At 55.9% G+C, this 25,771-nt stretch carries 24 protein-coding genes, 1 tRNA gene and 2 other RNA genes; 15 read left to right on the plus strand and 12 right to left on the minus strand.

All coding sequences use genetic code 11. The annotated features are described in order from the left end of the window. Positions 1-56: 56 nt before the first annotated feature. Complete coding sequence (locus BN2591_RS14215) at positions 57-593, plus strand: isochorismatase family protein (RefSeq protein ID WP_017458219.1); 537 nt, start codon at positions 57-59, stop codon at positions 591-593. Further along, positions 593-1,513: a GlxA family transcriptional regulator gene (locus BN2591_RS14220; protein ID WP_017458220.1), complete on the plus strand. Its 921-nt coding sequence runs from the start codon at positions 593-595 to the stop codon at positions 1,511-1,513. Before BN2591_RS14215 ends, BN2591_RS14220 begins: the two co-directional genes overlap by 1 nt. On the opposite strand, the gene BN2591_RS14225 is transcribed toward BN2591_RS14220, so the two are convergent. After that, entirely contained in the window at positions 1,506-2,501 is a 996-nt protein-coding gene (locus BN2591_RS14225; protein WP_065369632.1) for an acyltransferase, read from the minus strand. The genes BN2591_RS14220 and BN2591_RS14225 overlap by 8 nt on opposite strands. A 171-nt stretch (positions 2,502-2,672) precedes the next feature. On the opposite strand from BN2591_RS14225, the gene BN2591_RS14230 reads away from it, so the two are divergent. The 3 genes from BN2591_RS14230 (at position 2,673) to glyS (ending at position 6,099) form a co-directional block, all read left to right on the plus strand. Further along, entirely contained in the window at positions 2,673-2,972 is a 300-nt protein-coding gene (locus BN2591_RS14230; protein ID WP_065369631.1) for a YsaB family lipoprotein, read from the plus strand. Positions 2,973-3,108: 136 nt separating this feature from the next. Beyond that, positions 3,109-4,020 (plus strand): glycine--tRNA ligase subunit alpha, encoded by a 912-nt coding sequence (glyQ, locus tag BN2591_RS14235; protein ID WP_017458223.1) that lies wholly within the window; start codon positions 3,109-3,111, stop codon positions 4,018-4,020. 9 nt (positions 4,021-4,029) lie between these two features. Continuing rightward, complete coding sequence (gene glyS / locus BN2591_RS14240) at positions 4,030-6,099, plus strand: glycine--tRNA ligase subunit beta (RefSeq protein ID WP_086872489.1); 2,070 nt, start codon at positions 4,030-4,032, stop codon at positions 6,097-6,099. A gap of 56 nt (positions 6,100-6,155) precedes the next feature. Here the strand turns inward: glyS and BN2591_RS14245 are convergent, their stop codons facing one another. The 3 genes from BN2591_RS14245 to BN2591_RS14255 are packed head-to-tail and all read right to left on the minus strand — an operon-like array spanning position 6,156 to position 8,139. Continuing rightward, positions 6,156-7,127, minus strand: a complete 972-nt coding sequence (locus BN2591_RS14245) for a GGDEF domain-containing protein (protein WP_086872490.1) — start codon at positions 7,125-7,127, stop codon at positions 6,156-6,158. Positions 7,128-7,129: 2 nt separating this feature from the next. Continuing rightward, on the minus strand, positions 7,130-7,771 hold the full coding sequence (locus tag BN2591_RS14250; RefSeq protein WP_017458226.1) for a chemotaxis protein CheC: 642 nt from the start codon (positions 7,769-7,771) through the stop codon (positions 7,130-7,132). Continuing rightward, positions 7,768-8,139 (minus strand): response regulator, encoded by a 372-nt coding sequence (locus BN2591_RS14255; protein WP_017458227.1) that lies wholly within the window; start codon positions 8,137-8,139, stop codon positions 7,768-7,770. Before BN2591_RS14255 ends, BN2591_RS14250 begins: the two co-directional genes overlap by 4 nt. 413 nt (positions 8,140-8,552) lie before the next feature. Between BN2591_RS14255 and BN2591_RS14260 the strand changes: the two genes are divergently transcribed. Continuing rightward, the gene (locus BN2591_RS14260) at positions 8,553-10,172 is read left to right on the plus strand and encodes an ABC-F family ATP-binding cassette domain-containing protein (RefSeq protein WP_086872492.1); all 1,620 of its coding nucleotides are present in this window, start codon (positions 8,553-8,555) and stop codon (positions 10,170-10,172) included. A 45-nt stretch (positions 10,173-10,217) separates the two neighbouring features. Here BN2591_RS14260 and BN2591_RS14265 read toward each other — a convergent pair whose 3' ends face one another. Continuing rightward, positions 10,218-10,511 carry an HTH-type transcriptional regulator gene (locus BN2591_RS14265; RefSeq protein ID WP_086872494.1) on the minus strand — a complete coding sequence of 98 codons (294 nt, stop codon included), beginning with the start codon at positions 10,509-10,511 and terminating at the stop codon, positions 10,218-10,220. A 390-nt stretch (positions 10,512-10,901) separates the two neighbouring features. On the opposite strand from BN2591_RS14265, the gene BN2591_RS14270 reads away from it, so the two are divergent. Next, the gene (locus tag BN2591_RS14270) at positions 10,902-11,615 is read left to right on the plus strand and encodes a DUF3053 domain-containing protein (RefSeq protein WP_086872496.1); all 714 of its coding nucleotides are present in this window, start codon (positions 10,902-10,904) and stop codon (positions 11,613-11,615) included. Positions 11,616-11,673: 58 nt separating this feature from the next. Here BN2591_RS14270 and ghrB read toward each other — a convergent pair whose 3' ends face one another. The 5 genes from ghrB to BN2591_RS14295 all read right to left on the minus strand — a co-directional run bounded on the left by ghrB (position 11,674) and on the right by BN2591_RS14295 (position 16,839). Beyond that, the gene (ghrB, locus tag BN2591_RS14275; protein ID WP_086872498.1) at positions 11,674-12,648 is read right to left on the minus strand and encodes a glyoxylate/hydroxypyruvate reductase GhrB; all 975 of its coding nucleotides are present in this window, start codon (positions 12,646-12,648) and stop codon (positions 11,674-11,676) included. Beyond that, positions 12,645-13,934 carry an MFS transporter gene (locus BN2591_RS14280; protein WP_086872505.1) on the minus strand — a complete coding sequence of 430 codons (1,290 nt, stop codon included), beginning with the start codon at positions 13,932-13,934 and terminating at the stop codon, positions 12,645-12,647. Before BN2591_RS14280 ends, ghrB begins: the two co-directional genes overlap by 4 nt. Before the next feature lie 81 nt (positions 13,935-14,015). After that, positions 14,016-14,957, minus strand: a complete 942-nt coding sequence (locus BN2591_RS14285) for a sugar kinase (RefSeq protein WP_086872507.1) — start codon at positions 14,955-14,957, stop codon at positions 14,016-14,018. Continuing rightward, a complete protein-coding gene (locus BN2591_RS14290) occupies positions 14,950-15,711 on the minus strand; it encodes a sugar phosphate isomerase/epimerase family protein (protein WP_086872509.1) in 762 nt (253 codons plus the stop codon). The genes BN2591_RS14285 and BN2591_RS14290 overlap by 8 nt, the downstream gene beginning before the upstream one ends. A gap of 111 nt (positions 15,712-15,822) precedes the next feature. Next, the gene (locus BN2591_RS14295) at positions 15,823-16,839 is read right to left on the minus strand and encodes a LacI family DNA-binding transcriptional regulator (protein WP_086872511.1); all 1,017 of its coding nucleotides are present in this window, start codon (positions 16,837-16,839) and stop codon (positions 15,823-15,825) included. Between the two features lie 135 nt (positions 16,840-16,974). On the opposite strand from BN2591_RS14295, the gene BN2591_RS14300 reads away from it, so the two are divergent. Then, positions 16,975-19,359, plus strand: a complete 2,385-nt coding sequence (locus BN2591_RS14300) for a molybdopterin guanine dinucleotide-containing S/N-oxide reductase (protein ID WP_086872513.1) — start codon at positions 16,975-16,977, stop codon at positions 19,357-19,359. Here BN2591_RS14300 and BN2591_RS14305 read toward each other — a convergent pair. Beyond that, positions 19,322-19,768 carry an N-acetyltransferase gene (locus tag BN2591_RS14305; protein WP_086872515.1) on the minus strand — a complete coding sequence of 149 codons (447 nt, stop codon included), beginning with the start codon at positions 19,766-19,768 and terminating at the stop codon, positions 19,322-19,324. The two genes, BN2591_RS14300 and BN2591_RS14305, sit on opposite strands and share 38 nt — an antisense overlap. Then, the gene (gene tag, locus BN2591_RS14310) at positions 19,749-20,327 is read right to left on the minus strand and encodes a DNA-3-methyladenine glycosylase I (RefSeq protein WP_086872517.1); all 579 of its coding nucleotides are present in this window, start codon (positions 20,325-20,327) and stop codon (positions 19,749-19,751) included. The genes BN2591_RS14305 and tag overlap by 20 nt, the downstream gene beginning before the upstream one ends. A gap of 148 nt (positions 20,328-20,475) precedes the next feature. Here tag and BN2591_RS14315 point away from each other — a divergent pair, with 148 nt between their 5' ends. The 7 genes from BN2591_RS14315 to BN2591_RS14345 all read left to right on the plus strand — a co-directional run bounded on the left by BN2591_RS14315 (position 20,476) and on the right by BN2591_RS14345 (position 25,545). Further along, entirely contained in the window at positions 20,476-21,165 is a 690-nt protein-coding gene (locus tag BN2591_RS14315) for an autotransporter outer membrane beta-barrel domain-containing protein (protein WP_086872519.1), read from the plus strand. Positions 21,166-21,408: 243 nt separating this feature from the next. Beyond that, the gene (locus tag BN2591_RS14320) at positions 21,409-22,611 is read left to right on the plus strand and encodes an L-lactate MFS transporter (protein WP_086872521.1); all 1,203 of its coding nucleotides are present in this window, start codon (positions 21,409-21,411) and stop codon (positions 22,609-22,611) included. Between the two features lie 115 nt (positions 22,612-22,726). Next, positions 22,727-23,158 carry an organic hydroperoxide resistance protein gene (locus tag BN2591_RS14325; RefSeq protein WP_017458241.1) on the plus strand — a complete coding sequence of 144 codons (432 nt, stop codon included), beginning with the start codon at positions 22,727-22,729 and terminating at the stop codon, positions 23,156-23,158. Between the two features lie 213 nt (positions 23,159-23,371). Beyond that, positions 23,372-25,054 carry a kdo(2)-lipid A phosphoethanolamine 7''-transferase gene (gene eptB / locus BN2591_RS14330; RefSeq protein ID WP_086872524.1) on the plus strand — a complete coding sequence of 561 codons (1,683 nt, stop codon included), beginning with the start codon at positions 23,372-23,374 and terminating at the stop codon, positions 25,052-25,054. A 91-nt stretch (positions 25,055-25,145) separates the two neighbouring features. After that, a tRNA-Pro gene (locus tag BN2591_RS14335) sits at positions 25,146-25,222 on the plus strand. A gap of 36 nt (positions 25,223-25,258) precedes the next feature. After that, positions 25,259-25,391: non-coding RNA, RtT sRNA (locus tag BN2591_RS14340), on the plus strand. Between the two features lie 56 nt (positions 25,392-25,447). Further along, positions 25,448-25,545: non-coding RNA, RtT sRNA (locus BN2591_RS14345), on the plus strand. Positions 25,546-25,771 lie beyond the last annotated feature (226 nt).

Consider the following 25,771-nt stretch of genomic DNA (forward strand, 5'->3'; position numbering starts at 1 on the left):
GGACGCAAAACTCCTTGCCACAATAGCATTAACCTTACTGAGCAAGGAGTCCTGAAATGTCCCGCACCGCGCTGATTAACATCGACACACAGCAATCTTTTTTCCATCGTGACTACTGGCAAGAGACGGATTTCGCCGCGTTTCAGCAGGCTATCTCCACGCTTATTGCTGGCTGTGAAGCTCGCGGCGTACCGGTAGTCGATATCTTTCATGTCGCCGACAGCGGGCCGTTTGCGCTGGAGAGCGGTTTTGTCGCGCCGATGCCGTTCCTCAAACACCAGGCGGCGGTGACATTTCATAAACATGTACACAATGCCTTTACCGATACCGGGCTCGATCACTGGTTGCGTAGCCGCGATATCAACCACCTGATTATTTGCGGTATTCGCACCGAACAGTGCTGTGAAACCACTGCGCGCGTCGCGTCAGATCTGGGGTATCGCGTGACCTTTGTCAGCGAAGCGACACTGACCTTCCCGATGACGCATAAAGGGGTTACGCTGGACTGCAACGCGCTGCGCCATCGCACCGAAACCGTGCTGGAAGGCCGCTTCGCTGCCATTAAAACCGTCCACGAAATTCTGGAACTGTAATGACCACAGATGTCTGGTTTGTGATGTTGCCCGGCGTGCTGGCGCTGGATATGTCTGGCCCGGCGGAAACCTTCGCGCTGGCGGGGGATGCGTTTCGCCTGCACTACATTGGTCCGCAGCCCGATGTGTCAACGTCAATAGGTCTGACGATGGGCAATATCGCGCCGCTACCGGAGTCGCTGCCAGCAGGCAGCCTGCTGGTTCTGCCTGGCGTATCCGATTCCTCACGGTTATTCGACACGCCACAGGCGAACGCGGTGCGTCACTGGCTGATGCGCCTGCAACCGCTGATCCACAGCCAGAGCATTACGTTGATGTGTGTCTGTTCCGGCGCGGTGCTGGCGGCGAAAGCCGGGTTGATGAACGGCATTCAGTGCACCACCCACCATGATGTCATTGCCCGTTTACGCGCGGCGGCACCTGCGGCGCTGGTCAAAGAGAACCGTATTTTCATTGAGGATCGCAGCATCTGGACCAGTGCGGGCATCACCTCCGGTATCGATCTGGCGCTGCATCTGATTAACCGCTTTTGCGGGCCAGAGACGGCGCTGGCGGTTGCGCGGGAAATGGTGGTCTGGTTCCGCCGTTCCGGGGAAGATCCGCAAATTTCACCGTGGCTGCGCTATCGTAACCACCTGCATCCGGCGGTGCATCGCGCGCAAGATGCGCTGACGGCGGAGCCGCAAAAAGCCTGGCAACTGAGCGACATTGCCGAGCGGGCGCACGTCAGCCCCCGGCATTTAACGCGCCTGTTCCAGCAACATCTCGGGATCAGCGTGCGTGATTATCTGGAGCAGTTGCGGCTGGCGATTGCCGAACAGTATCTGCTGCAAGGGCGCGGCACCGAACAGGCCGCGCTTGCTGCTGGGTTCTCCTCACCGCGCCAGTTACAGCGTGCACGTCAACGGGCGATTAACTGACGAAACGGCGTTTGTCGAGGCGTTGCACCAGCATTGACAGCGCCAGACTCGCCAGCAGCGTGGCGGTGAAAACCCACACAATATCGAGCAGCGGTGAAGCATGAATTTCAATGCCGCGCGTGCGCAGGGCGTGAATAATCAGCGCGTGAAAACCGTAAATCCCCAGCGAATGGTGAGAAATCAGCGTCAGCCCCGGCAGCGTGCGGCTATTCAGCGTGTTTTTGATAAGCGTAAACAGCGCAATGGCGCAGAGAAAGACCATCGGCCCGCAGTAGAGATACCAGGTATCGGCGAAATTGCCGCGCCATTTCAGCTCATTGAGCGTACCGCGTGAAATCATCACTACCGCGGCTAAAAACAGGGCGGCGCAGGCCCAGCTTACTACCCGTTTTTGCGTCTCCATCATGCCGATGGCGCGACCCAGCATGCCGTACAGAATGTAGTAAAACGTATCCCCACCAATATAAAGATTGACCGGCAGCCACTCAAAACCACCGATTTTCTGTGGCACCGTATTCGGGTTGGCGACAATGCCAATCACCACCACTAACGCCAGCAGCATTTTGCCGCTGAGCGCTTTCACCTGAATCAGCGGCGAGACCAGGTAAATGACGATAATGGCGAAGAAAAACCACAGGTGATAGAACACCGGTTTTTGCAGCAGATTTTTCAACGACAGCTCGCTGTTAATTGAGGTAAACAGCACGATATAGAGCAGGGCTATCAGGCTGTAGAAAACCAGACAAAGCGCGATGCGCAAGAAGTGGCGCGGCTGTGCGCTGCGTTCGCCAAAAAAGAGGTAGCCGGAAATCATAAAAAACAGCGGCACGCTGACGCGAGAAGCGGAATTGAGGATGTTGGCGATGTTCCAGTCGAAAGTGGTAATGCTGGCAGGATTGGTGATGTACCAGGTGGTGGTATGGATCATCACTACCATTAAACAGGCTATCCCTCGCAGATTATCTATCCAGTAAATTTTCGACGGCATCAGTTCCTCTGTTTTCACGTTAAAGACAACTCCCTCAGACTGTAAGATTATCTACCTGTCTCATTAGATAATTCTGAGTTTTACCGCTCTTGCTTGTGCGTTTTGCGCAGATTTGCAAAATTTGCGTCCCCACCTTTAAAAATAACAGCCCACGAGCAGGCAGTGATAAAAATGATGAAGTGTATTGCCCCCGCGCTGGTGCTGCTATTAGCAGGCTGCAGCGCCTCTGCCGATATTCCAGCGCAGCAAGCGCAAAAAGCCAGACCCGGCCCCGAACATTCGCTGGATATGGAAAACGCGTGCAGACAAAACGCCGCACGGCGTTACAACACCGGCGTACAACAAATTGATGTCACCGGTTTTGAACAATTTCAGGGCAGCTATGAAATGCGAGGCATGACGCCGCGCCGGGAAGCGTTTGTCTGCACTTTTGACGCGGAAGGCCAATTTTTACACCTTTCGATGCGCTAAACCGCCAGATTCCCGCCTGAAGGCGCGCGCTTTCCCCAATTTTCCTTAAACAAACCCGTTTCGTACTGTATATCTTGCAGCCAGCGGGTATACTGGGCGCTTCCTTTAAATCCACACGTATCCAGCACGAAAGAATATGCAAAAGTTTGATACCAGGACCTTTCAGGGTCTGATCCTGACCTTACAGGATTATTGGGCTCGTCAGGGCTGTACTATTGTTCAACCTCTGGACATGGAAGTGGGCGCCGGTACATCGCACCCGATGACCAGCCTGCGCGCGCTGGGGCCAGAACCGATGGCAACCGCGTATGTGCAACCTTCCCGCCGTCCGACCGATGGACGCTATGGCGAAAACCCGAACCGTTTACAGCACTATTATCAGTTCCAGGTGGTGATTAAGCCGTCTCCGGATAACATTCAGGAGCTGTACCTCGGGTCACTGAAAGAGCTGGGTATGGATCCGACCATTCACGATATTCGATTCGTGGAAGACAACTGGGAAAACCCGACGCTGGGTGCCTGGGGTCTGGGCTGGGAAGTGTGGCTGAACGGCATGGAAGTGACGCAGTTTACTTACTTCCAGCAAGTTGGCGGTCTGGAGTGTAAACCGGTTACCGGTGAAATCACCTACGGTCTGGAACGTCTGGCAATGTACATTCAGGGCGTGGACAGCGTTTACGACCTGGTCTGGAGCGATGGCCCGCTGGGTAAAACCACTTACGGCGACGTGTTCCATCAGAACGAAGTGGAGCAATCCACCTACAATTTCGAATACGCGGATGTCGACTTCCTGTTCAGCTGCTTCGAGCAGTATGAAAAAGAAGCGCAGCAGCTGCTGGCGCTGGAAAACCCGCTGCCGCTGCCTGCCTACGAGCGCATTCTGAAGGCCGCCCATAGCTTCAACCTGCTGGATGCGCGTAAAGCCATCTCCGTGACGGAACGTCAGCGCTATATTCTGCGCATCCGTACGCTGACCAAAGCAGTGGCTGAAGCGTATTACGCTTCCCGTGAAGCCCTTGGCTTCCCGATGTGTAACAGAAATAAATAAGAGGCGGCCATGTCTGAGAAAACTTTCCTGGTGGAAATCGGCACCGAAGAGCTGCCACCAAAAGCCCTGCGCAGCCTGGCCGAGTCCTTCGCTGCTAACGTTACCGCTGAGCTGGATGCGGCGGGTGTCACCCACGGCGACGTGCAGTGGTTTGCCGCGCCGCGCCGTCTGGCGGTAAAAGTCGCGAAACTTGCGGCTTCCCAGCCGGATCGTGAAGTTGAAAAACGCGGCCCGGCGATTGCCCAGGCATTTGATGCTGAAGGTAAACCGAGTAAAGCGGCTGAAGGCTGGGCGCGGGGTTGCGGCATCACTGTCGATCAGGCCGAGCGTCTGACCACCGACAAAGGTGAATGGCTGCTCTATCGTGCGCATGTCAAAGGCGAAAGCGTGGAAACGCTGCTGCCAAACATGATTGCTAACTCGCTTGGCAAGTTGCCGATCCCGAAACTGATGCGCTGGGGCGCGTCGGACGTGACTTTTGTCCGTCCGGTTCACACCGTTACGCTGCTGCTGGGCGACACCGTTATCCCGGCAACCATTCTGGGTATTGCGTCCGATCGCGTGATTCGCGGCCACCGCTTTATGGGCGAGCCGGAGTTCACCATCGATAACGCCGATCAGTACCCGCAAATCCTGCTGGAGCGCGGCAAAGTGATTGCCGATTACGACGCGCGTAAAGCGAAAATCAAAGCGGATGCGGAAGAAGCGGCGCGTAAGATTGGCGGCAATGCCGATCTGAGCGACAGCCTGCTGGAAGAAGTGACCTCGCTGGTGGAATGGCCGGTGGTACTGACCGCGAAGTTCGAAGAGAAATTCCTCGCCGTTCCGGCGGAAGCGCTGGTTTACACCATGAAAGGTGACCAGAAGTACTTCCCGGTGTATGGCAATGACGGCAAATTGCTGCCGAACTTTATCTTCGTCGCTAACATCGAATCGAAAGATCCGCAGCAGATTATCTCCGGTAACGAAAAAGTGGTGCGCCCGCGTCTGGCGGATGCCGAGTTCTTCTTCAATACCGACCGCAAAAAACGCCTCGAAGATCATCTGCCGCGTCTGCAAACCGTGCTGTTCCAGCAACAGCTGGGTACGCTGCGCGACAAGACCGATCGTATTCAGGCGCTGGCGGGCTGGATTGCCGGGCAGATTGGCGCGGATGTAAATCACGCCACGCGCGCGGGCCTGCTCTCCAAATGCGACCTGATGACCAACATGGTGTTTGAATTCACTGACACCCAGGGCGTGATGGGCATGCACTATGCGCGTCACGACGGCGAAGCAGAAGACGTTGCGGTGGCGCTGAACGAGCAGTATCAGCCGCGTTTTGCCGGTGATGAACTGCCGTCGAACCCGATTGCCTGCGCACTGGCGATTGCCGATAAGATGGACACCCTCGCGGGGATCTTCGGTATCGGCCAGCATCCGAAAGGCGATAAAGACCCGTTCGCACTGCGCCGCGCGGCGCTGGGCGTGCTGCGTATTATCGTTGAGAAGAACCTGGCGCTGGATCTGCAAACCCTGACCGAAGAGGCGGTGCGTCTGTACGGCGACAAGCTGACCAACGCGAAAGTGGTCGATGATGTGATCGACTTTATGCTGGGTCGTTTCCGTGCCTGGTATCAGGACGAAGGTTACAGCGTGGATACCATTCAGGCTGTGCTGGCGCGTCGTCCGACCAAACCGGCAGACTTTGATGCGCGTATGAAGGCGGTTTCGCACTTCCGTACGCTCGACGAAGCGGCGGCGCTGGCGGCAGCGAACAAGCGCGTTTCTAATATCCTGGCGAAATCCGACGAGACGCTGAACGATATCGTTCACGCCTCGGTGCTGAAAGAAGCGGCGGAAATCAAGCTGGCGGGCAATGTGGTCGTTCTGCGCGATAAACTGCAGCCGTACTTCGCCGAAGGCCGTTATCAGGAAGCGTTGATCGAGCTGGCGCAGTTGCGTGAACCGGTGGATGAGTTCTTTGAGAACGTGATGGTGAATGCCGACGACAAAGACGTGCGTATCAACCGCCTGACATTGCTGTCTAAACTGCGTGAACTGTTCCTGCAGGTTGCGGATATCTCTCTGCTGCAGTAATCGTCATGGCAATAAAAAACCCGCTGCGGCGGGTTTTTTATTGCCTGGCGTCAGAGCTACGACCTGTTTTGCTCGCCGGGGTAAGGGGCGAACGGCGTAAACGTGGCGTTGACGCGAACGTTGTTACGGCCTGCGCGCTTGGCTTCATACAACGCATTATCGGCGCTCTGGATAAGCTGCCCGTACTCGGTGTGGCTTTTCTGGCAGAGGCTGGCGATGCCAATACTGACGCTAACGATACCACCTGGAGAACTGGCGTGGGGCAAATCCAGCAACTGTACGCTGGTGCGCAGTTTCTCGGCAAGCTCAACGGCATCGGCGCAGCGGGTTTCCGGTAACAGGGCGCAGAATTCTTCCCCGCCGTAACGGAACAGGACATCAGCAGGGTTTTTCAGCGCGCTACGCATCGCGGTGGCGATTTGCTGCAAGCACTCGTCACCGCGCTGGTGGCCATTGCAGTCGTTATAAAGTTTGAAGTAATCAACATCAATCAACAGCAGCGACAGCGGCTTGTTATTGCGCTTGCTGGCGCGCCATTCACGCTCAATACAAAGGTCGAAATAACGGCGGTTACCCACACCGGTCAGCCCATCTGACAGCGATTGTGATAAAAGCTCATGCGCCTGGTCACGCAGTAGGGATTCGCGGCGCACGGCGGCGGTAACATCGACTATCTGAATCAGGCAATAACGTTCCGCATCGCCTAACGGCACAATGGTGACCGCCTGGCTCAGGCGCGCGCCAGGGCGTGAAGGTTCGGCGTAGAGCGGGAAGGGCGAACGGTGCAAAGATTGCGAAAGCAGGGCAGATAAATTGTGGCCAATAGCCTGACGAATCGCATCGCCGACACGGTGATACGCCAGGTCGGGGAATACGCTAAAAAAATCCTCGCCAACCGTATCGCAGGCCGCACGCCCGGTGTGCGTTTCTAACCACGCGTTCCACAGGGCGATACGGTAGTGTGCATCAACAATGATCACACCGAGGCTTAAGGATGAAAAGGCGTCAAACAACAACTTATCTTTCATTTTCAATGCATTCCATCTGGAACACTGCCGGTTTCTAAGCGGCTGATATAAAGCCGGATCTGTTCGCGTAAGTCGCGCAGCGCGGACATATCAAGGATAAAGGCGAGGTATCCCTGAATTTGCTGGCGCTCAAGCGCAAAATCGATGCGCAGCATCATCACCAACGGATCGTTGTCATCTTTATTCGGGTTGAGGATCTGCTGGCTGCTGCCCACGCGAACGACGGGCAGCGAACCTTGCAGCTCTTGCTGGAACATATTGGCCAGCGTCCCGACACAGGCGTTGAGCACAATATTGCCGATTTCGCTCATCGCTTCGCGTTCCATCTCGCCCAACTCATGTGCGGGGATCAGGTCACCCACCATCATGCGCACAATTTCAAAACTGGCGGCTTCCGGAAACATCAAAATCGCTTCGGTGGCATAAGCGCCCTGATAGTGCTGGCTAATGCCGAATAATGCTATGCCCGCTCCCAGCTCTTCAGCGGCTTCAGAGCGCGGCGTAAAGCGGATCGTCGGCACTGACATCCGCACTTCTTCATTGACGATATTACTCATCGCGGCGGCGGCCTGGCCGACACCAATGTTGAAAATCTCCATCAGGCTGTCGGTTTCAATTTCGCTGATATCCGGCAATTCACTCATGGATGTGCCTCCAGGCTGTTCAACACCGCGTGGAGTTGCGGCTCTTTCAGCGGTTTTGGCAGAAAGCCGAGACCGAGCGCTTGCGCGGCGGTTTGGATGGAGTGCTGAACGTTGGCGGTGAGCAGAATGATATGCGTGCCAGGGTGCGTCTGGCGGATGCGCGACGCGGTTTCCATGCCGCCAATACCCGGCATGTTTACATCCAGCAAAATCGCATAAGGTGTGTGCGCCGATGCCAGTTCGATCGCCTCTTCGCCCGTTCCGGCTTCGTCGATTTCCCAGTCCTTATGCAGGCTGAGCACATACTGGCGTGAAATCATGCGTGACAGGCGGCTGTCATCGACAATCAGGATATATTTCGACATCATTCATTCTCGTCTGGTGATGCATTGCCTGAAAAGGACAATGTAAAGCGCCCGGGGTGGATCTCTTTCCTGATGAATGCGGCTTAACGCCTCAGCATCGTTGTGTTTTCACATAACGCGCTGTTTCGTTGTTTCCTTTGTGAAATTCCCTTCCCGGTTTACACGCACGGTCTGCTACTTTTAGTTAAGTCACCATATTCATCGGCAATAACATGCAAATGATTAGCCTCTTTATGACGAGATGGTGAAAATTTAATCTTGAAGAGGGGCGATGATGCGACTATTCTTTGCCCCGACGAATCTCTCGTCTCACCGGAGCGCCCTCTGAAAATGAACAAACACGACTGATGAACTCGGATCCTTGCTAAACGCGCAGGCGTTGGCAGGGGATGTATTGATTTCATTCAGGAGTGCTTATGGCTCATTGCGCCCAGATCCCCGCTTTTATTTTGCATCAGCTCACCTGTCAGTTTGCGACGGGCGATACGCTTTTTGGCCCGCTTACCCTCTCCCTTGAACCGTCGCTGTGCGGCCTGGTGGGGCGCAATGGCGTGGGCAAAACGCAATTACTCCGTCTGCTTGCCGGGTTCGCCATACCTGCCAGCGGACATATCGAACGCTTCGGCACGCATACGTATGTTGCACAGCAGCACGCGGTTTCTGCGCATACCACGCTTGCGGAACTGCTGGGTTACACCGGCGTTTTCGCGGCCCGCGAGCGTGTCGAACAGGGCGCTTACCAGCCCGACGATCTCGACAAACTTGAAGGCTACTGGGATCTGCCGGAACGCCTGGCAGCGGCTTTTTCTGACGCCAGACTTCCCACTTTCGACCCGTACAGACCGGCCATGAGCCTGAGTGGCGGCGAGCGCGTGCGGGCACTGTTATGCAGTGCGTTTATCGCCAGTACGGATTATTTGCTGCTGGATGAACCGACCAACCACCTCGACAGGAAGGGGCGCGAGTGGTTTTACGCACAGCTGGCGCAGCGAAACGGCGGTGCGTTGGTGGCGAGTCACGATCGCGAGCTACTGGCGCTAATGCCGCGAATTCTCGAGCTCACGCCTGCCGGGTTGCGCAGCTATGGCGGCAATTATGACGACTACCAGCGCCAGCGCGATGCGGAGCAGCAAGCCGCACGAGCAATGCTTGAGCACGCGACCAACGAACGTCGACGTACCCGCAGCAGAATGCAGAAAGAGCATGATGCCAGCCAGCGGCGCTCAGCGCACACGCTGCGAACCGTCGATTCGTTAAATATCGCCTCGTTTGAGCGAGTGAAGTACAAGAACGCGGCGAAAGAGCGGCCAGATAGCTGGCGTAAACAGCACCGCGAGCAGAATGACGCGCTTAACACTGCCGTTAACCAGGCGCGCGAGCGGGTGGAAGAGGAGATGCCGGTGCTGTTTACGCTGCCCGGCAGCCACCTTCCCGACGGTAAGCAGGTGCTGGTCATGGAGGATCTGCTGCTGCCGCATGTGGCGCTTCCTCCGCTTAACTGGCGTATGGATGGCCCAATGCGCGTGGCGGTGCGCGGGCCGAATGGTTGCGGTAAATCGACGCTGCTGAAAGTTATCCTCGGCGAGCTGGCTCCCCGCGCCGGTCTGTGCCAGCGCGCGGTCACCTGCGCGTACCTTGATCAGCATTTATCGCAGCTCGATCTCTCGCTGTCGGTACTGACGCATCTCAATGCTGGCGATACGCCGATGGAGGAGGGCATACTGCGCACTCGCCTGGCGCAACTGCAACTGGGGGCAGATAAAGTGGTGTTACCGCTGGCGGCGCTGAGCGGCGGCGAGCGGTTAAAAGCGGCGCTGGCGTGCGTACTGTGGCGGCGCGATGCCACGCAGTTGCTGCTGCTGGATGAGCCGACGAACCATCTCGATCTGGCGTCAACGCAGGCGATTGAAGCAGCGCTGGCGACATTTCCTGGCGCGATGCTGGTGGTGTCTCATGATGCGTCATTTCTGCAGGGATTAACGCTTACGCACAGTCTGGTATGGCGGGAAGAGGGCTGGTACTGCGAAGCGGAGTAAGGTGAGCATTGACCCCCGGGTTAACGGGGGTTCTACCATCACGCTTTATTCAATTAACTGCTTACTGAGCGTTGGGTTCGCATGAATCAGACGCATCAGTTTCATCTCGGTAGCCGTGGGTTTTATTCGTTGTGATTCCCATTCATGCACCATCGATACCGAGACTCCCATGGCACGAGCGAAGTCATCAATTTTAAGCCCGGTTCCACGTCGCAATTGTTCAAAGTCACTAAAGTAATTCTGCTTCTTGCTCAGGGTTGCCGGCTGCGTTACGTCTTTTTTGAAAACAATCTGTTCCAGGCTGCTCAACAGCTCAAATTCTGGATCTTTATATTCCATCGAGAACTCCTCGTAAAATCACACAGCGGGATCGTGATACAGCTCATTAAGAATAGTCGTGAAAATTCCTGGTGTGGTGGTTGCGCCAGTGATTATTTAGGCGGCGAAACGTTTTGCTGCAGTTGAGATGCACGTTTTGACAGTGGAATATCGCTTAATTGATTGATTACGCTCAGGCTGCATTTATTCAGTATATTTTTGTAAACTCTCAGCAGAATTTTCGATTAAGAATTATCTGTACCATTTCGCGGAAAATTTCATGCCAGGTCGTTTTCGCGCGTTTAAGAATGCATTGAAGGGGTATCTTGCGAAGCAGACCTGGACTATCCTTGTAAGCCGTCAGGCACGCGTGTGCCGGTATGCGCTTTTATGGGTGAAAGGAGTAACAAAATGGCGACAGGAAAGTCCTGCTCTCGCTGGTTCGCGCCTCTTGCGGCGTTATTAATGGTAGTAAGCCTGAGTGGGTGTTTCGACAAAGAGGGCGATCAGCGCAAGGCGTTTATCGATTTCCTGCAAAATACGGCCATGCGCAGCAGCGAACGACTGCCCGCGCTGACGGCGGATCAGAAGAAACAGTTTGGCCCGTTTGTCTCTGATTATGCTGTGATTTATGGCTATTCCCAGCAGGTTAACCAGGCGATGGACTCCGGTCTGCGCCCGGTGGTGGACAGCGTTAACGCTATCCGCGTGCCGCAGGATTATATGACGCAGCGTGAACCGCTTCGCCAGGCCAACGGTTCGCTGGGCGTGCTGAGCCAGCAGCTGCAAAACGCAAAAATGCAGGCCGATGCGTCGCATGCCGCGTTAAAACAGGCTGATGATCTGAAACCGGTTTACGACCAGGTGTTTACCAAAGTGGTCACCAACCCGGCCAATGCGTTGCAACCGCTGATCCCGGCGGCGCAGGTGTTCACCCAGCAACTGGTGCAGGTGGGTGATTTTATTGCTCAGCAGGGCACGCAGGTGAGCTTTGTTGCCAACGGCATTCAGTTCCCGACGTCACAGCAGGCCAGCCAGTATAACGCGCTGATTGGGCCGCTGGCGGCGCAGCATCAGGCGTTCAACCAGGCCTGGACAGCAGCCGTTACCGCCACGCAACAGTAATCTGGCGCAGGCAAAAAAAAGAGGCGACAGGTTCGCCTCTTTTTTATTGCGCTTTGCGTTAGCTCGCTACTTGCGCGTTGACGCAGTTTTTCTCAACTTTGCCGTTCAGCGCGTCGATCAGGTTATCTACCGCGCACTCCGCCATGTTGTAGCGAGTTTCATGGGTTGCCGAACCGATGTGCGGCAGCGCCACGACATTGGGCAGCGACAGCAACGGCGAATCAACCGGCAGTGGTTCTTGTTCAAAGACATCCAGCCCGGCGGCGTGGATCTCGCCGTTTTTCAGCGCCTCGATCAGCGCCGCTTCATCAACGACCGGGCCGCGCCCGGCATTGATAAAGATGGCCGATTTTTTCATCATCTCAAACTGTGCCTTGCCGATCAGGTGATGCGTCTCGTCCGTCAGCGGCAGCACCAGGCAAACGAAATCGGACTCTTTCAGCAGCGTGTCTAAATCGCAATAGCGAGCCTGAAAGCGCTCTTCCGCCTCGGTGTGGTGACGACGCGCGTTGTAGAGGATCGGCATGCCGAAACCGAAGTGCGCGCGTTGCGCCAGCGCAAGACCGATGCGCCCCATGCCAATAATACCCAGCGTTTTATGGTGCACATCAATACCAAACCAGTCAGCGCCAATGCCGGATGTCCATTCGCCCGCTTTCACTCGCTCAGCCACTTCCACCACCCGGCGCGCGCTGCTCAGCACCAGCGCCATAATGGTATCGGCGACCGTTTCCGTCAGCACGGTCGGGGTGTGCATCAGCAGAATTTTACGCGCGTTTAGCGCATCCACATCAAAGTTGTCATAGCCTACCGAGACAGTCGACGTGGCACGTAGCTGCGGCATTTTCGCCAGCAGTTCGCTGTCCACTTTTTCGCTGGAACCCAGCAACCCTTGCGCGCTGGCGAAGGCATCGGCGTGTTGCGCCACCGTTTCCGGTTTCAGGTCCGCCACGCGGGTTACGGTGAAATGCGTTTCCAGACGTTGCAGCAAATCATCGGGCAAGGCTTTGTACAGGATGATGGATGGCTTCATGCGGTTCTCCCTTGTGATGGTGCGCCTGCCGGAATCTGCTTATTGTTAGCAGGCTTAACAATTAAAGTAAGCCATACGGAGGCGAAAAGCGCCACCCCCATGAAAATGTACGAGGCCGCCGGGCTGCCGGTTGCGCCGTTGAGATAACCCACCACCCATGAACCGCAGAAAGAGCCCAGCGCACCCATGCTGTTGATGAGCGCCATCGCTCCACCGGCGACATTGCGCGGCAGCATTTCAGGAATAATGGCGAAGAAAGGTCCGTAAGGAGCGTACATCGCCGCGCCGGCGATAACCAGCAGCCAATAAGAGATCCAGAAGTGGTTCGCGCCAACCGCCCACGAGCCAATAAAGGCAAACGCGCCAATCAGCAGCAGCGGCCAGACAAACAGTTTACGGTTTTGCAGCTTGTCGGATGCCCATGAAGCGAGAATCATCGCCAGCGTCGCCGCCAGATAAGGAACTGAAGAGAGCCAGCCCACTTCAACCATACCCAGGTTTTCACCGCCGCTGCGAATAATCGACGGCAGCCACAGAACAAAACCATAGACGCCAATACTCCAGGCGAAATATTGCAGGCACAACAGCACCACATTGCGTGAGCGGAAGGCTTCGCTGTAGTTGCGTACCGCTTTAATGCCCTGTTGCTCTTTATCGAGCTGGGTTTGCAGCGCGGTTTTCTCACTGTTCGACAGCCAGTTCACCTGCGCGGGTTTATCTTTTACCAGCACCCACCAGCAGAACGCCCAAATCACCGCCGGAACGCCCTCGATGATAAACATTTCGCGCCAGCCAAAGGACTGAATCAAATAACCGGACACCACCGACATCCACAGCACCGTCACCGGGTTCCCGAGGATCAGGAACGTATTGGCGCGTGAACGTTCGGATTTGGTAAACCAGTTACTGATATAGATAAGCATCGCGGGCATCACCGCGGCTTCCACCACACCGAGGATAAAGCGGATGGCGGCCAGCATCGGGATATTACTCACCATGCCGGTTAACGACGCGCAACCGCCCCACAGGATCAGGCAGATAAAGATCAGCTTACGTACGCTGCGGCGTTCGGCGTACACCGCACCTGGGATCTGGAAAAAGAAGTAGCCAAGAAAGAACAGCGCGCCTAACAGCGAGGACACGCCTTTAGTGATGCCTAAATCGTCATTAATCCCGGCAGCGGAAGCAAAGCTAAAGTTGGCGCGATCGAGGTAGGCCAGGCTGTAGGTAATGAACACGATCGGCATGATATACAGCCAGCGTTTTGTTGAATTTGTAGCGTTCATAAGGTTGCCTCTGTGGTTGAGGTGGTAACCGCCTGTTTGTAGGGTACAGTGCGGTAAATCATATTTTGGCGGCAGGGTGCGTTACAGCGCGCCCAGCTCCGCACGGGTTGGCAATCCTTCGCTGTCGCCCGGCACCTGGATGGCCAGCGCGCCGATGGCGTTACCGCGGCGCACGGCATCCGGCATGGTTTTGCCTTCCAGCAGGGCGCTTATTACACCCACGGCGAAGCCATCCCCGGCACCGACCGTATCGATGACGTTCTCCACTTTTACTGGCGCAACGGCGCCCTGTTCTCCGCTGGCGGTTTTAAACCATGCGCCATCGGCACCGGTTTTGATCACCACCGCTTTTACACCGCGTTGCAGATAGAAATCGGCAATCCCTTCCGGCGTGTTTTCGCCCGTCAGGATGAAGCCCTCTTTCAACCCAGGCAGAACCCAGTCAGCCTGGAAGGCGAGGCGGTTGAGTTTTTCCACCATCTCCGCTTCGCTTTTCCACAGCACCGGTCGCAGGTTAGGGTCAAATGAGATGGTTTTGCCCTGCGCTTTCATGCTTTGTGCGGCATGTTCTAACAGTGCGTAAGAGGAGGCGGACAGCGCCGCCGCCACGCCGCTAAGGTGCAAATGACGGGCGTCGTTAAACAGCGCCGCGTGAAAATCGTCTGTCGAAAGGTGGCTGGCCGCCGAGCCTTTACGGAAATATTCCACGATGGGATCGGTTCCATTCTCGGCTTTCGATTTCAGTTGAAAGCCGGTGGCATAACGCCCGTCGAGCGTCACGCCAGCGGTACTGATATTTTCTTTACGCAGCGTATTGAGGATAAAGCGCCCGAAGCTGTCATCGCCGACGCGGCTTACCCAACCGACCTGCAAACCCAGGCGCGCCAGCCCGGTAGCGACATTCAACTCCGCGCCTGCCGCCCGCTTGATAAACTGCCCGGCATCGGCCAGATCGCCGGTTTCGGTGGCGACAAACATCGCCATCGCTTCGCCAATGGTGATGACATCCAGCGGTTTATGCATGATGGGACTCCTCGCGTAACAAATTAACGTAATGACGGGTAACGGCGGTCAGATCCTCGCCCTGCAACGGGAATTCGATACCGCGCGGCGCATCGGCAGGTAAGTTATCCAGCAGCGCCAGCCAACGGGCATCGGCAGTGTCCGGCGGTACGGCGCGGAAACTGTCGCCATGCGTCATGGCGGCTTTGACATGGATATAACTGACCGCTGGCGCTAACTGACGTGCGGCGTCTTCGGGATGTTCGCCAACCCACAGCCAGTTACCGGTGTCGAACGTCAGGCTCACCGGCAAGGCAAGCGTGTGACAGGCAGCTTTAAATCGCAGCATTGGCGCGAGTTTGCCGCATGCGGTCTGGTCGTTTTCCACCACCAGCGGCACCGGGCTGGTTGCCAGCCAGTCGCGCAGCGTTTCCAGTGGCGCGTTATGGCGGAAGTGGCCGAGCGAGAGTTTTAACCACTGGGCTTTCAGCATTTGCGCTTCCGCCAGCAAGGCCGGTAAGCGCGGGTTCAGTGCGCCGTCCGGTTCGAACAGCGCCTCAGGAGCGGAATAACAGACTTGCAGGTTGTGCAGGTCGATGGCGAAGGCCAGCGAGGCCAGATGGGTTAACGCCTCTTCACTTAACAGCTCGCGGCGGATCTCAACGCCATCGGCTCCGGCTTCGGCAATAATCGGCAGCAGGGCAATTTGCCCGCCCAGCGCCTCGATTTGCGTATGGCCGTAAGCGGCGGTGACGACGATAATTTTTCTCTGCATTGTTCGACTCCGGGCGATCTTCTCGCTTTCGTATGTCTTTAACGCTAGATGGAACCGGTTCCAAAGAAAAGGTCACTGTGCCGGAAGTATGATCGTCATCACGAAGGTTATTTAACGCGCTGTAGAGCCGCGCACGATCAGTTCGCCGGAAAAAACCTGTTCGCGAACGGTGTCGCTGTGGCCTTCAATGCGCCGCACGACTTGCTCGACGGCGGCAAAGCCGATTTGCCAGGTCGGCTGTTTGAGGGTGGTGATGCCCACGCCTGCCAGCTCGGCCCACTCCAGCTCATCGAAACCGAGCAGACCAATATCGCCGCCCCAGTTCAGGCCAATGCGTTTTAGCGAACGCGCTACTTGCAGGGTGAGCGCGCCGTTGGCGGAGATAACGGCTTTGCGCATGCCCCGATGGCTGGCGTGGAACTGGCGCAGGGTATTATCGAGCTGCGCGGCTTCATGCAGCACTATTTCGGCGTTTTCCGCCACCATGCCGGGGTAGCGGGCGAGCGTCGCGCGAAAAGCGGCCAGACGCTCGCGGCGGGTATTTACTGAACCCAGCGGTTCGCTGAGGAACAACAGCGCTTCGAAACCCTGTTCAATCAGATGCTCGGTGGCGGTGGTGGCAGCCTGGGTGTTGTCCAGCCCGACCACATCGCAGGCGAAATCGGGGATTTTGCGGTCAATCAGCACCATCGGCAGCGAGGATTGTTGCAGGCGGTTTAGCCCCTCTTCACGCATCCCCACGGCGTTAACCACAATGCCTTCCACCTGGTAACTGCGCAGCAGGTCGAGGTAATGCAGCTCCTGATCCACTTCGTTATTGGTGTTACACACCAGTGGCGTGAACCCTTTTTCGCGACAGGCGGCTTCAATGCCGCTCAGCACATGCACCGAATAGGGGTTAGTGATATCGGCGATGATCAGGCCAATCAAGCGGGTGCGACCGCGCTTTAACCCGCGCGCCATCAGGCTTGGGCGGTAGTCGAGATCGGCAACCGCCTGCTCAATACGCGCCAGCAGTGCGGCGGAAAGCAGATGTTTTTCACCATTCAGGTAGCGTGAAATACTGGTTTTCCCTGTTTTTGCCGCTTTCGCGACATCGCTGATGGTTGGTCGCGCCGTTTTCGCCATGATTGCTTCCCTCGCCGTGAATGGTTGCCCACACCTTAGCGCGAAATAGCGCGCAATCAAGCACTAAGCGAGGCTTATCACCCGCAGTGTGAGCGTAATGACGTTTAATTCTTTGCTATCGCGCTGCCGCTGTGGATGATAGAGCGCAAAACAAAATCGACACACCTGCAACCTGGCGAGGAGCGCGCGTTGGCAAACTCTGCAATCAAAACTGTTCTCACGGCTGCCCACTGGGGGCCAATGCTGGTCGACACCGACGGCGAAAACGTGCTCGCTTCGCGCGGCGCGCTGCCGACGCGTCATCCCAACTCACTGCAAACCGTTGTACAGGATCAGGTGCACAGCCCAACGCGCGTGCGCTATCCGATGGTGCGTAAAGGTTTTCTCGCTTCACCTTCCAGCCCGCAGGGCGTTCGCGGCCAGGATGAGTTCGTGCGCGTTAGCTGGGATGAGGCGCTGACGCTGATTCATCAGCAGCACCAGCGCATTCGCCACACTTATGGCCCCTCGTCGATTTTCGCTGGCTCTTATGGCTGGCGCTCCAACGGCGTGCTGCACAAGGCTGCCACTTTGCTGCAACGCTACATGAGCCTTGCCGGGGGTTACACCGGGCATCTCGGCGATTACTCCACCGGCGCGGCGCAGGCGATCATGCCGCATGTGGTTGGCGGCAACGAAGTATATCAGCAGCAGACCAGCTGGCCGTTAATCCTCGAACATAGCGATGTGGTGGTGCTGTGGAGCGCTAACCCACTCAATACGCTGAAAATTGCCTGGAACGCCAGCGACGAGCAGGGCATTCCCTATTTCGATGCGCTGCGCAAAAGCGGTAAGCGGGTGATCTGCATCGATCCGATGCGTTCGGAAACCGTTGATTTCTTTGGCGACAGCATGGAGTGGATTGCTCCGCACATGGGAACTGACGTCGCGCTGATGCTCGGTATTGCACATACGCTGGTGGAAAACGGCTGGCAGGATGAAGATTTCCTCTCCCGCTGCACTGTCGGGTATGACACGTTCGCCGCCTACCTGACCGGTGAGCGTGACGGCGTGGCAAAAAACGCCGAATGGGCCGCAGAGATTTGTGGCGTTCCTGCCGACAAAATTCGCGAATTGGCGGCACTTTTCCACGATAACACCACCATGTTGATGTCCGGCTGGGGAATGCAGCGCCAGCAATTTGGCGAGCAAAAACACTGGATGCTGGTGACGCTGGCGGCCATGCTGGGGCAAATTGGTACGCCCGGCGGCGGTTTTGGTCTCTCTTACCATTTCGCCAACGGCGGCAACCCGACGCGCCGCGCAGCGGTGCTGGGTTCGATGCAGGGCACGGTGAAAGATGGCATTGATGCGGTGGATAAAATCCCCGTTGCGCGTATTGTCGAAGCGCTGGAAAACCCCGGCGCACCGTATCAGCACAACGGCATGAACCGCCACTTCCCGGATATTCGCTTTGTCTGGTGGGCGGGCGGCGCTAATTTTACCCATCACCAGGATACCAACCGGTTGATTCGCGCCTGGCAGAAGCCGGAGCTGGTGGTGATTTCCGAGTGTTTCTGGACGGCGGCGGCGAAACACGCCGACATCGTACTGCCTGCCACCACGTCGTTTGAACGTAACGATTTGACGATGACCGGCGATTACAGCAACCAGCACCTGGTACCGATGAAACAGGTGGTCGCACCGCAATATGAAGCGCGCGATGATTTTGATGTTTTTGCCGAGCTGAGCGAACGCTGGGAAGCGGGGGGCCGCGAGCGTTTTACCGAAGGCAAAAACGATCTGCAATGGCTGGAGACGTTTTACAATATCGCTGCCGAGCGCGGTGCCAGCCAGCAGGTGACGCTGCCGCCGTTCGCCGGGTTCTGGCAGGCGAACCAGCTTATTGAAATGCCGGAGAGCGAGCAGAACGCGCGTTTCGTTCGCTTTGCGGATTTCCGTCGCGATCCTCAGGCCAACCCCTTAAAAACGCCGAGCGGGAAAATCGAAATTTTCTCCGAGCGGATTAACAGTTTCGGTTATGCCGATTGCCCGCCGCACCCAATGTGGCTGGAGCCGGATGAATGGCACGGTAACGCGCAACCACAGCAGTTACAGGTACTGTCTGCGCATCCGGCACATCGCCTGCACAGCCAGCTTAACTATTCCCGTTTGCGAGAAACATATGCCGTTGCCGGTCGCGAACCTGTCACGCTACATCCTGCGGATGCGAAAGCGCGCGGGATTGTCGCGGGTGATGTGGTGCGCGTGTGGAACCAGCGCGGGCAGGTGCTTGCGGGCGCGGTCGTGACCGACGGCATTAAACCTGGCGTGATTTGCATTCACGAAGGTGCGTGGCCGGATCTTGACCCCGCGGCGGGCGGCATCTGTAAAAACGGCGCGGTGAATGTGCTGACAAAAGATCTGCCCAGCTCACGGCTGGGCAATGGTTGCGCCGGGAATACGGCGCTGGCGTGGGTAGAGAAATATCAGGGGCCGGCGCTTACGCTGACGGCGTTTGATCCGCCTGCCAGTTCATGATCCACGTCGGGTGGCGGGTTTCTTCCTGCCAGGCGCTATCTTCGATACGAAAGCCCTGCGCATGGTAGAAATTCACTGCCCGCACGTTTTTCTGATACACCTCAAGGCTTAGCCAGTTAAAGCGCTGTTTGGCGTGATCCATCAGCGCTTTGCCAATGCCGTGGCCAATGGCGGCGGGTCGCACAAACAGCGCCCCGATAAACTGCGCGTCCATCACACTGATAAAGCCTTGCAGCTCGCCGTTGTCTTCCCAGACCCAGGTTTTTGCCACCGGCAAATACGCGTCGCGCACCAGCGCTTCGCTATCCTGCCAGTAGCGCACATCAATAAACGGATGGGCGAAGCTTGTGCTCTCCATCCACAGCGTGAGCAACGGCGACAGATCCTTGCTACGCCACGCGCGGATCATGCTTTCCCCCGGGATGACAGAAACAGCCGGTAATATGGTCGTTGACCAGCCCGCACGCCTGCATAAATGAGTAGCAAATGGTGGTGCCGACAAATTTGAAGCCGCGTTTTTTCAGCGCTTTTGATAACGCATCTGACGCCGGAGTGGAGGTGGGGATTTCCGCAAGCGTGGCGGCCTGTGTGAGTTGCGGGGTGTTATCAACAAAACCCCAGACAAATTCTGAAAATGGCTCGCCATTTTGCGCCATCGCCAGGTAGGCGCGGGCGTTGCCGATGATGGCTTCAATCTTGCCGCGATGACGAATAATGCCGGCGTCCTGCAGCAATATTTCTACCTCTTCGGCGGTCATTGCCGCGACGCGTTCAGGCTCAAATTGGTGGAACGCTTTGCGGTAGTTTTCCCTTTTTTTCAAAACGGTAATCCACGATAACCCCGCTTGCTGCCCCTCAAGGCAGATCATCTCGAACAGCTTTTTCCCGTCCTTTTGCGCCACACCCCACTCGGTATCATGGTAAGCGAGATAAAGCGGATCCTGAGTAACCCAACCACAACGCTGCATATCCTTACTCCGTCTGTGATATGTAAAATAAACCCCTGCCTGTCTTGACGCGCACCCCGGAAAGACAATATTTATTAAAGGGTCTTGACCCTAACAAACAACGATAACAATTACGCCGAATTCGGCTCTTCTCTGGAGTCGCAACTTGATGAAAATAAACCGCAGTGGCCTTTCGCTGGTGCTGCTGCCTGCTTGTCTGCTTTTTTGCCAGACGGCAGCGGCCTGGCAGCAAGAATACAGTGGCAGCGACAATATGAATGTGACCGCCGAACGCTACACCTGGGATAGCGATCGGCAGCCGCGCTATAACGACATTCTCGAAGAGCGCATCCGTTCGACGCAAAATTTGCCCGGCGTGGCGTTTAATCTGCCCGATGAAACCCCGCTGGATTCCATCAGCACCATGAGCATTGGCCTGAATATTCCGCTGGCGAGCAGCGTGACCACCGGCCCGGTTGCGGTGTGGCATTACGATGGCTCAATGACCTCAATGTATAACGAATTTGGCGACAGTGCGACCACCATGCAGTACAGCGATCCGCTGTGGCACGCCAGCGTGAGCTCACTTGGCTGGCGCGTGGATAGCCGCATTGGCGATCTTCGCCCGTGGGCGCAAATCAGTTTCAACCAGCAATTTGGCGAGAATGTCTGGAAGAGCCAGTCCGGGCTTTACCGCTTAACCGCCGCTAACCAATACGGTAACTGGATGGATGTGACGCTTGGCGCGGACATGCTGCTGAATCCACATCTGGCGGCTTACGCGGCAATGTCGCAGTCGGAAAATGCCACCTTTGGGCAAAATTACCTTTATAGCATGGGCGTAAGCGCGCGGTTCTGATCGCTATTTAAAACAAAGTTTTTACACTTGAGAAACAATCACCGTGCGATTTATCGCGATAGTATGTACTAACTCACATTTAAGATTCGGCGCATGAAGTGATGCCGGTGCCATTCATTCCCACTTAGGTGCATTTCATTCCTTCTGACGCGCATTTCATGCCTTTTTTCGCCAGGCGTGAAATGCGCTTCGTTATTGTTGTCGGCAGTGAACTCCTTCTCTTTTCTTTGCAGGACGACTGCCATGAATACACCATCTGCTAATCGCACTCGCTGGCTGACACTGTTCGGCACCATTGTTACGCAGTTTGCTTTAGGTTCTGTTTATACCTGGAGCCTGTTTAATAGCTCGCTTTCGGAAAAACTGAACGAACCAGTAAGCCAGGTGGCGTTCTCGTTTGGTCTGCTGAGCCTCGGTCTGGCGTTGGCCTCTTCTGTCGCCGGGAAATTACAGGAACGTTTTGGCGTAAAACGCGTCACTATCGCTTCCGGCGTGCTGCTGGGGCTGGGTTTCTTCCTTACTGCGCACTCCAGCAACCTGCTGATGCTGTGGCTGAGCGCGGGTGTGTTGGTTGGTCTGGCTGACGGCGCAGGTTACTTACTGACGCTTTCCAACTGCGTGAAGTGGTTCCCGGAGCGCAAAGGGCTGATCTCCGCCTTCTCCATCGGTTCTTACGGCCTTGGCAGCCTGGGTTTTAAATTTATCGACAGCCATCTGTTAGCCACCGTCGGCCTGGAAAGTACCTTTATGATCTGGGGCGCGATTGTGCTGGTGATGATTGTTTTTGGCGCGATGCTGATGACCGATGCGCCGCTGCAAAAAGTGACCACTGCAAACGGCGTAGTAGAAAATGACTTCACGCTGGCGCAGTCAATGCGTAAACCGCAGTACTGGATGCTCGCTGTAATGTTCCTGACCTCCTGCATGAGTGGCCTGTATGTGATTGGCGTGGCGAAAGATATCGCGCAGGGCATGGTGCATTTGGACGCGGTGACGGCGGCAAGTGCAGTGACCGTGATTGCGATTGCTAACCTGAGCGGTCGCCTGGTGCTGGGTGTGCTGTCTGACAAAATTTCCCGTATCCGTGTGATTACGCTGGGGCAGATTATTTCGCTGGTTGGCATGGCCGCACTGCTGTTCGCGCCGCTGAATGCTATGACATTCTTTGCCGCTATCGCCTGCGTGGCCTTTAACTTTGGCGGTAATCTCACTGTGTTCCCGTCGCTGGTGAGCGAGTTCTTCGGCCTGAACAACCTGGCGAAAAACTACGGTGTGATTTATCTGGGCTTCGGTATTGGCAGTATCTGTGGGTCGATTATTGCTTCGCTGTTTGGCGGCTTCTATGTCACCTTCTGCGTTATCTTCGCCCTGCTGATCCTCTCTCTGGCGCTCTCCACGACCATTCGCCAGCCACAACGTCGCGTTTACAAAGAAGCGCACGCCTGACGATAAAATTGTGTAAAAACCGCCGCAATGTCGGCGGTTTTTCTGTATCTGCCGCACACTCCCGCCAGAGCGACTATCCTTATTGGTCAGGTTCTACCTACTAAAGGAGTCTCAAATGTCTTTAGAAAAAGTGGTTTATCGTGCGAAAGCGAAAGCAACCGGGGGCCGTGATGGCCGTGCAACCTCTTCTGATGGCGTGCTGGATGTCAAACTGGGCGTGCCAAAAGAGATGGGCGGCGCTGGCGGTGAAGTGACCAACCCGGAGCAGCTTTTTGCCGCAGGTTACTCCGCCTGTTTTCTCGGGGCGCTGAAACATGTTGCGTCGGTAGAGAAAAAGAAAGTGCCGCAAGAGGCCTATATTGAAGGGCAGGTAGGCATTGGCCCGTTGCCGACCGGTTTTGGTATTGAAGCGCAGCTGGATATTCACCTGCCGGGCATGGATCACCAGGAAGCGGAAGCGCTGGTACAGAAAGCACACATTGTTTGCCCGTACTCGAATGCGACCCGCGGCAATATTGACGTAAAACTTAATGTGATCACGTCCTGATACTCCCTTTTTTTGCGGTTTTCTGACCCCGGCCATATTTTTTTGTAAATATATGGCCGGTTAGCACTTCCGAATGACACTTTTCCCCGCCGCTATGGTCTACTTACCGCGCTTTAGAAGTTTCCCGGTCAAACTTCCTTCGCGACTTACCACCCTGCGGACGTTATCGAATAACGTTCGCCAGGTGATTTTTATTCCTTCAGAGTTGCTTGCATGACTTATATCAAAGCGATGACGCAGCAGAAGCTCAGCTTCCTGCTGGCGATATATATCGGTCTGTTTATGAATAGCGCTGTGTTCTACCGTCGATTCGACGGTTATGCGCAAGCGTTCACCGTTTTGAAAGGACTCTCTGCGGTTGTTGAACTCATTGGTACGGTGCTGGTCACCTTCTTTTTGTTACGTCTTTTGTCCCTGCTGGGCCGCCGGGTTTGGCGTGTGCTGGCGTCGCTGGTTGTTATTTTCTCCGCTGCGGCCAGCTATTACATGACGTTTCTTAACGTGGTGATTGGCTACGGCATTATTGCCTCGGTGATGACCACGGATATCGATCTCTCCAAAGAGGTGGTGGGCTGGCAGCTTATCGCGTGGGTGGTGCTGGTAAGCGCACTGCCGTTGCTTTCCATCTGGAGTAACCGCTGTCGCGACACGTTGCTGCGCCAGTTGAGCACCCCGGGCGCGCGCATTCGCAGCGTGAGCATTGTGCTGCTGGCGGGTTTAATGGTCTGGGGGCCGATTCGCCTGCTCGATTTACAGCAAAAACACTCGGAGCGGACATCCGGTGTCGATATGCCAAGCTATGGCGGCGTAGTGGCAAACTCTTATCTGCCGTCGAACTGGCTTTCAGCGCTGGGCCTGTATGCCTGGGCGCAGGTAGATGAATCTTCCGACTATAAATCGCTGATTAACCCGGCGAAAAAATTTACCTATGTCGCGCCGAAAGACATCGATGACACCATGGTGGTGTTTATCATCGGCGAGACCACGCGCTGGGATCATATGGGAATGCTGGGCTATTCCCGCGATACCACGCCGAAACTGGCGCAGGAGAAAAACCTGGTGGCGTTCCGCGGTTATTCCTGTGATACCGCGACCAAACTCTCCTTGCGTTGTATGTTTGTGCGTGAGGGCGGGGCGGATGATAACCCGCAGCGCACGCTGAAAGAGCAAAACGTCTTTGCGGTACTGAAACAGCTCGGTTTTTCCAGCGATTTATACGCGATGCAGAGCGAGATGTGGTTCTACAGCAACACCATGGCCGACAACATCGCGTACCGCGAGCAGATTGGTGCCGAGCCGCGCAACCGTAGCAAAAACGTCGATGACATGCTGCTTATCGATGAGATGCAGCGCTCGCTGGATAACAGTTCCGGCGGTAAGCACATGATTATTCTGCATACCAAAGGCTCGCACTTTAACTACACGCAGCGCTACCCACGCAGCTTTGCGAAGTGGCAGCCGGAGTGTGTTGGCGTGGATGACAAGTGCACTAAGGAAGAGCTGATTAACTCCTTTGATAACTCGGTGACGTACGTTGATCACTTTATCGATACGGTGATTGATAAGGTGCGCGATCGCAAAGCGATTGTGTTCTATGCCGCCGACCATGGTGAGTCGATCAATGAGAAAGAGCATCTGCACGGTACACCGCGCAAAATGGCACCGCCGGAGCAGTTCCGCGTGCCGATGATGGTCTGGATGTCGGACAAATATTTGCAGGACCCGCAGAAAGCGCAAATGTTCGCGCAGCTCAAGCAGCAGGCGGCATTTAAAACGCCGCGCCGCCACGTTGAGCTGTATGACACCATCATGGGATGCCTGGGTTATACCTCGCCGAACGGCGGGATCAATGAGAACAACAACTGGTGCCATTTGCCGTCGCAGACGGCGAAATAAGCCGCTTGCTGGCTTTATCACCAGTCAGTTAGCTTTTTTACACGAAGGGATTGACGGGGCATGTCGGCGGCAGTAAGATGCGCCCCGCATTCGGTGATTGGCGCAGCCTGGTAGCGCACTTCGTTCGGGACGAAGGGGTCGGAGGTTCGAATCCTCTATCACCGACCAAATTCAAAAAAGCCCAACCGCAAGGTTGGGTTTTTTGCTTTCTGCACCCGAAAGAGGATGAGAACCTCCGGGGGCAGAGGTTCGACCCGAGCGAAGCGAGAGAACGTTGCGCCAGCAACGGCCCGCAGGGCGAGCCACGCAGTGGCGAGTTATCCTCTATCACCGACCAAATTCAAAAAAGCCCAACCGCAAGGTTGGGTTTTTTGCTTTTTGCATCCGAAAGAGGATGAGAACCTCCGGGGGCAGAGGTTCGACCCGAGCGAAGCGAGAGAACGTTGCGCCAGCAACGGCCCGCAGGGCGAGCCACGCAGTGGCGAGTTATCAGAGATGATGTGTCTGCATAACGCCTGATGAACGAAACTTCTCCTCCTGTGCCGACGTGGCGCTTTCGCCAGGGCGATGTATACGCCAGGGAAACACAGTGTTTCCCTACAGAATGCCAGGCGGCAAATTGGCCGAAATCTCCCTTATCCCCATTTCCCGCTGCCAGTTCACTGTTTTGTGCGATATTCCATTGTATTTTTTTATATATGTTTGAATCTTTTTTCG

Source organism: Kosakonia pseudosacchari (assembly GCF_900184035.1).
Taxonomy (GTDB): Bacteria; Pseudomonadota; Gammaproteobacteria; order Enterobacterales; family Enterobacteriaceae; genus Kosakonia; species Kosakonia pseudosacchari.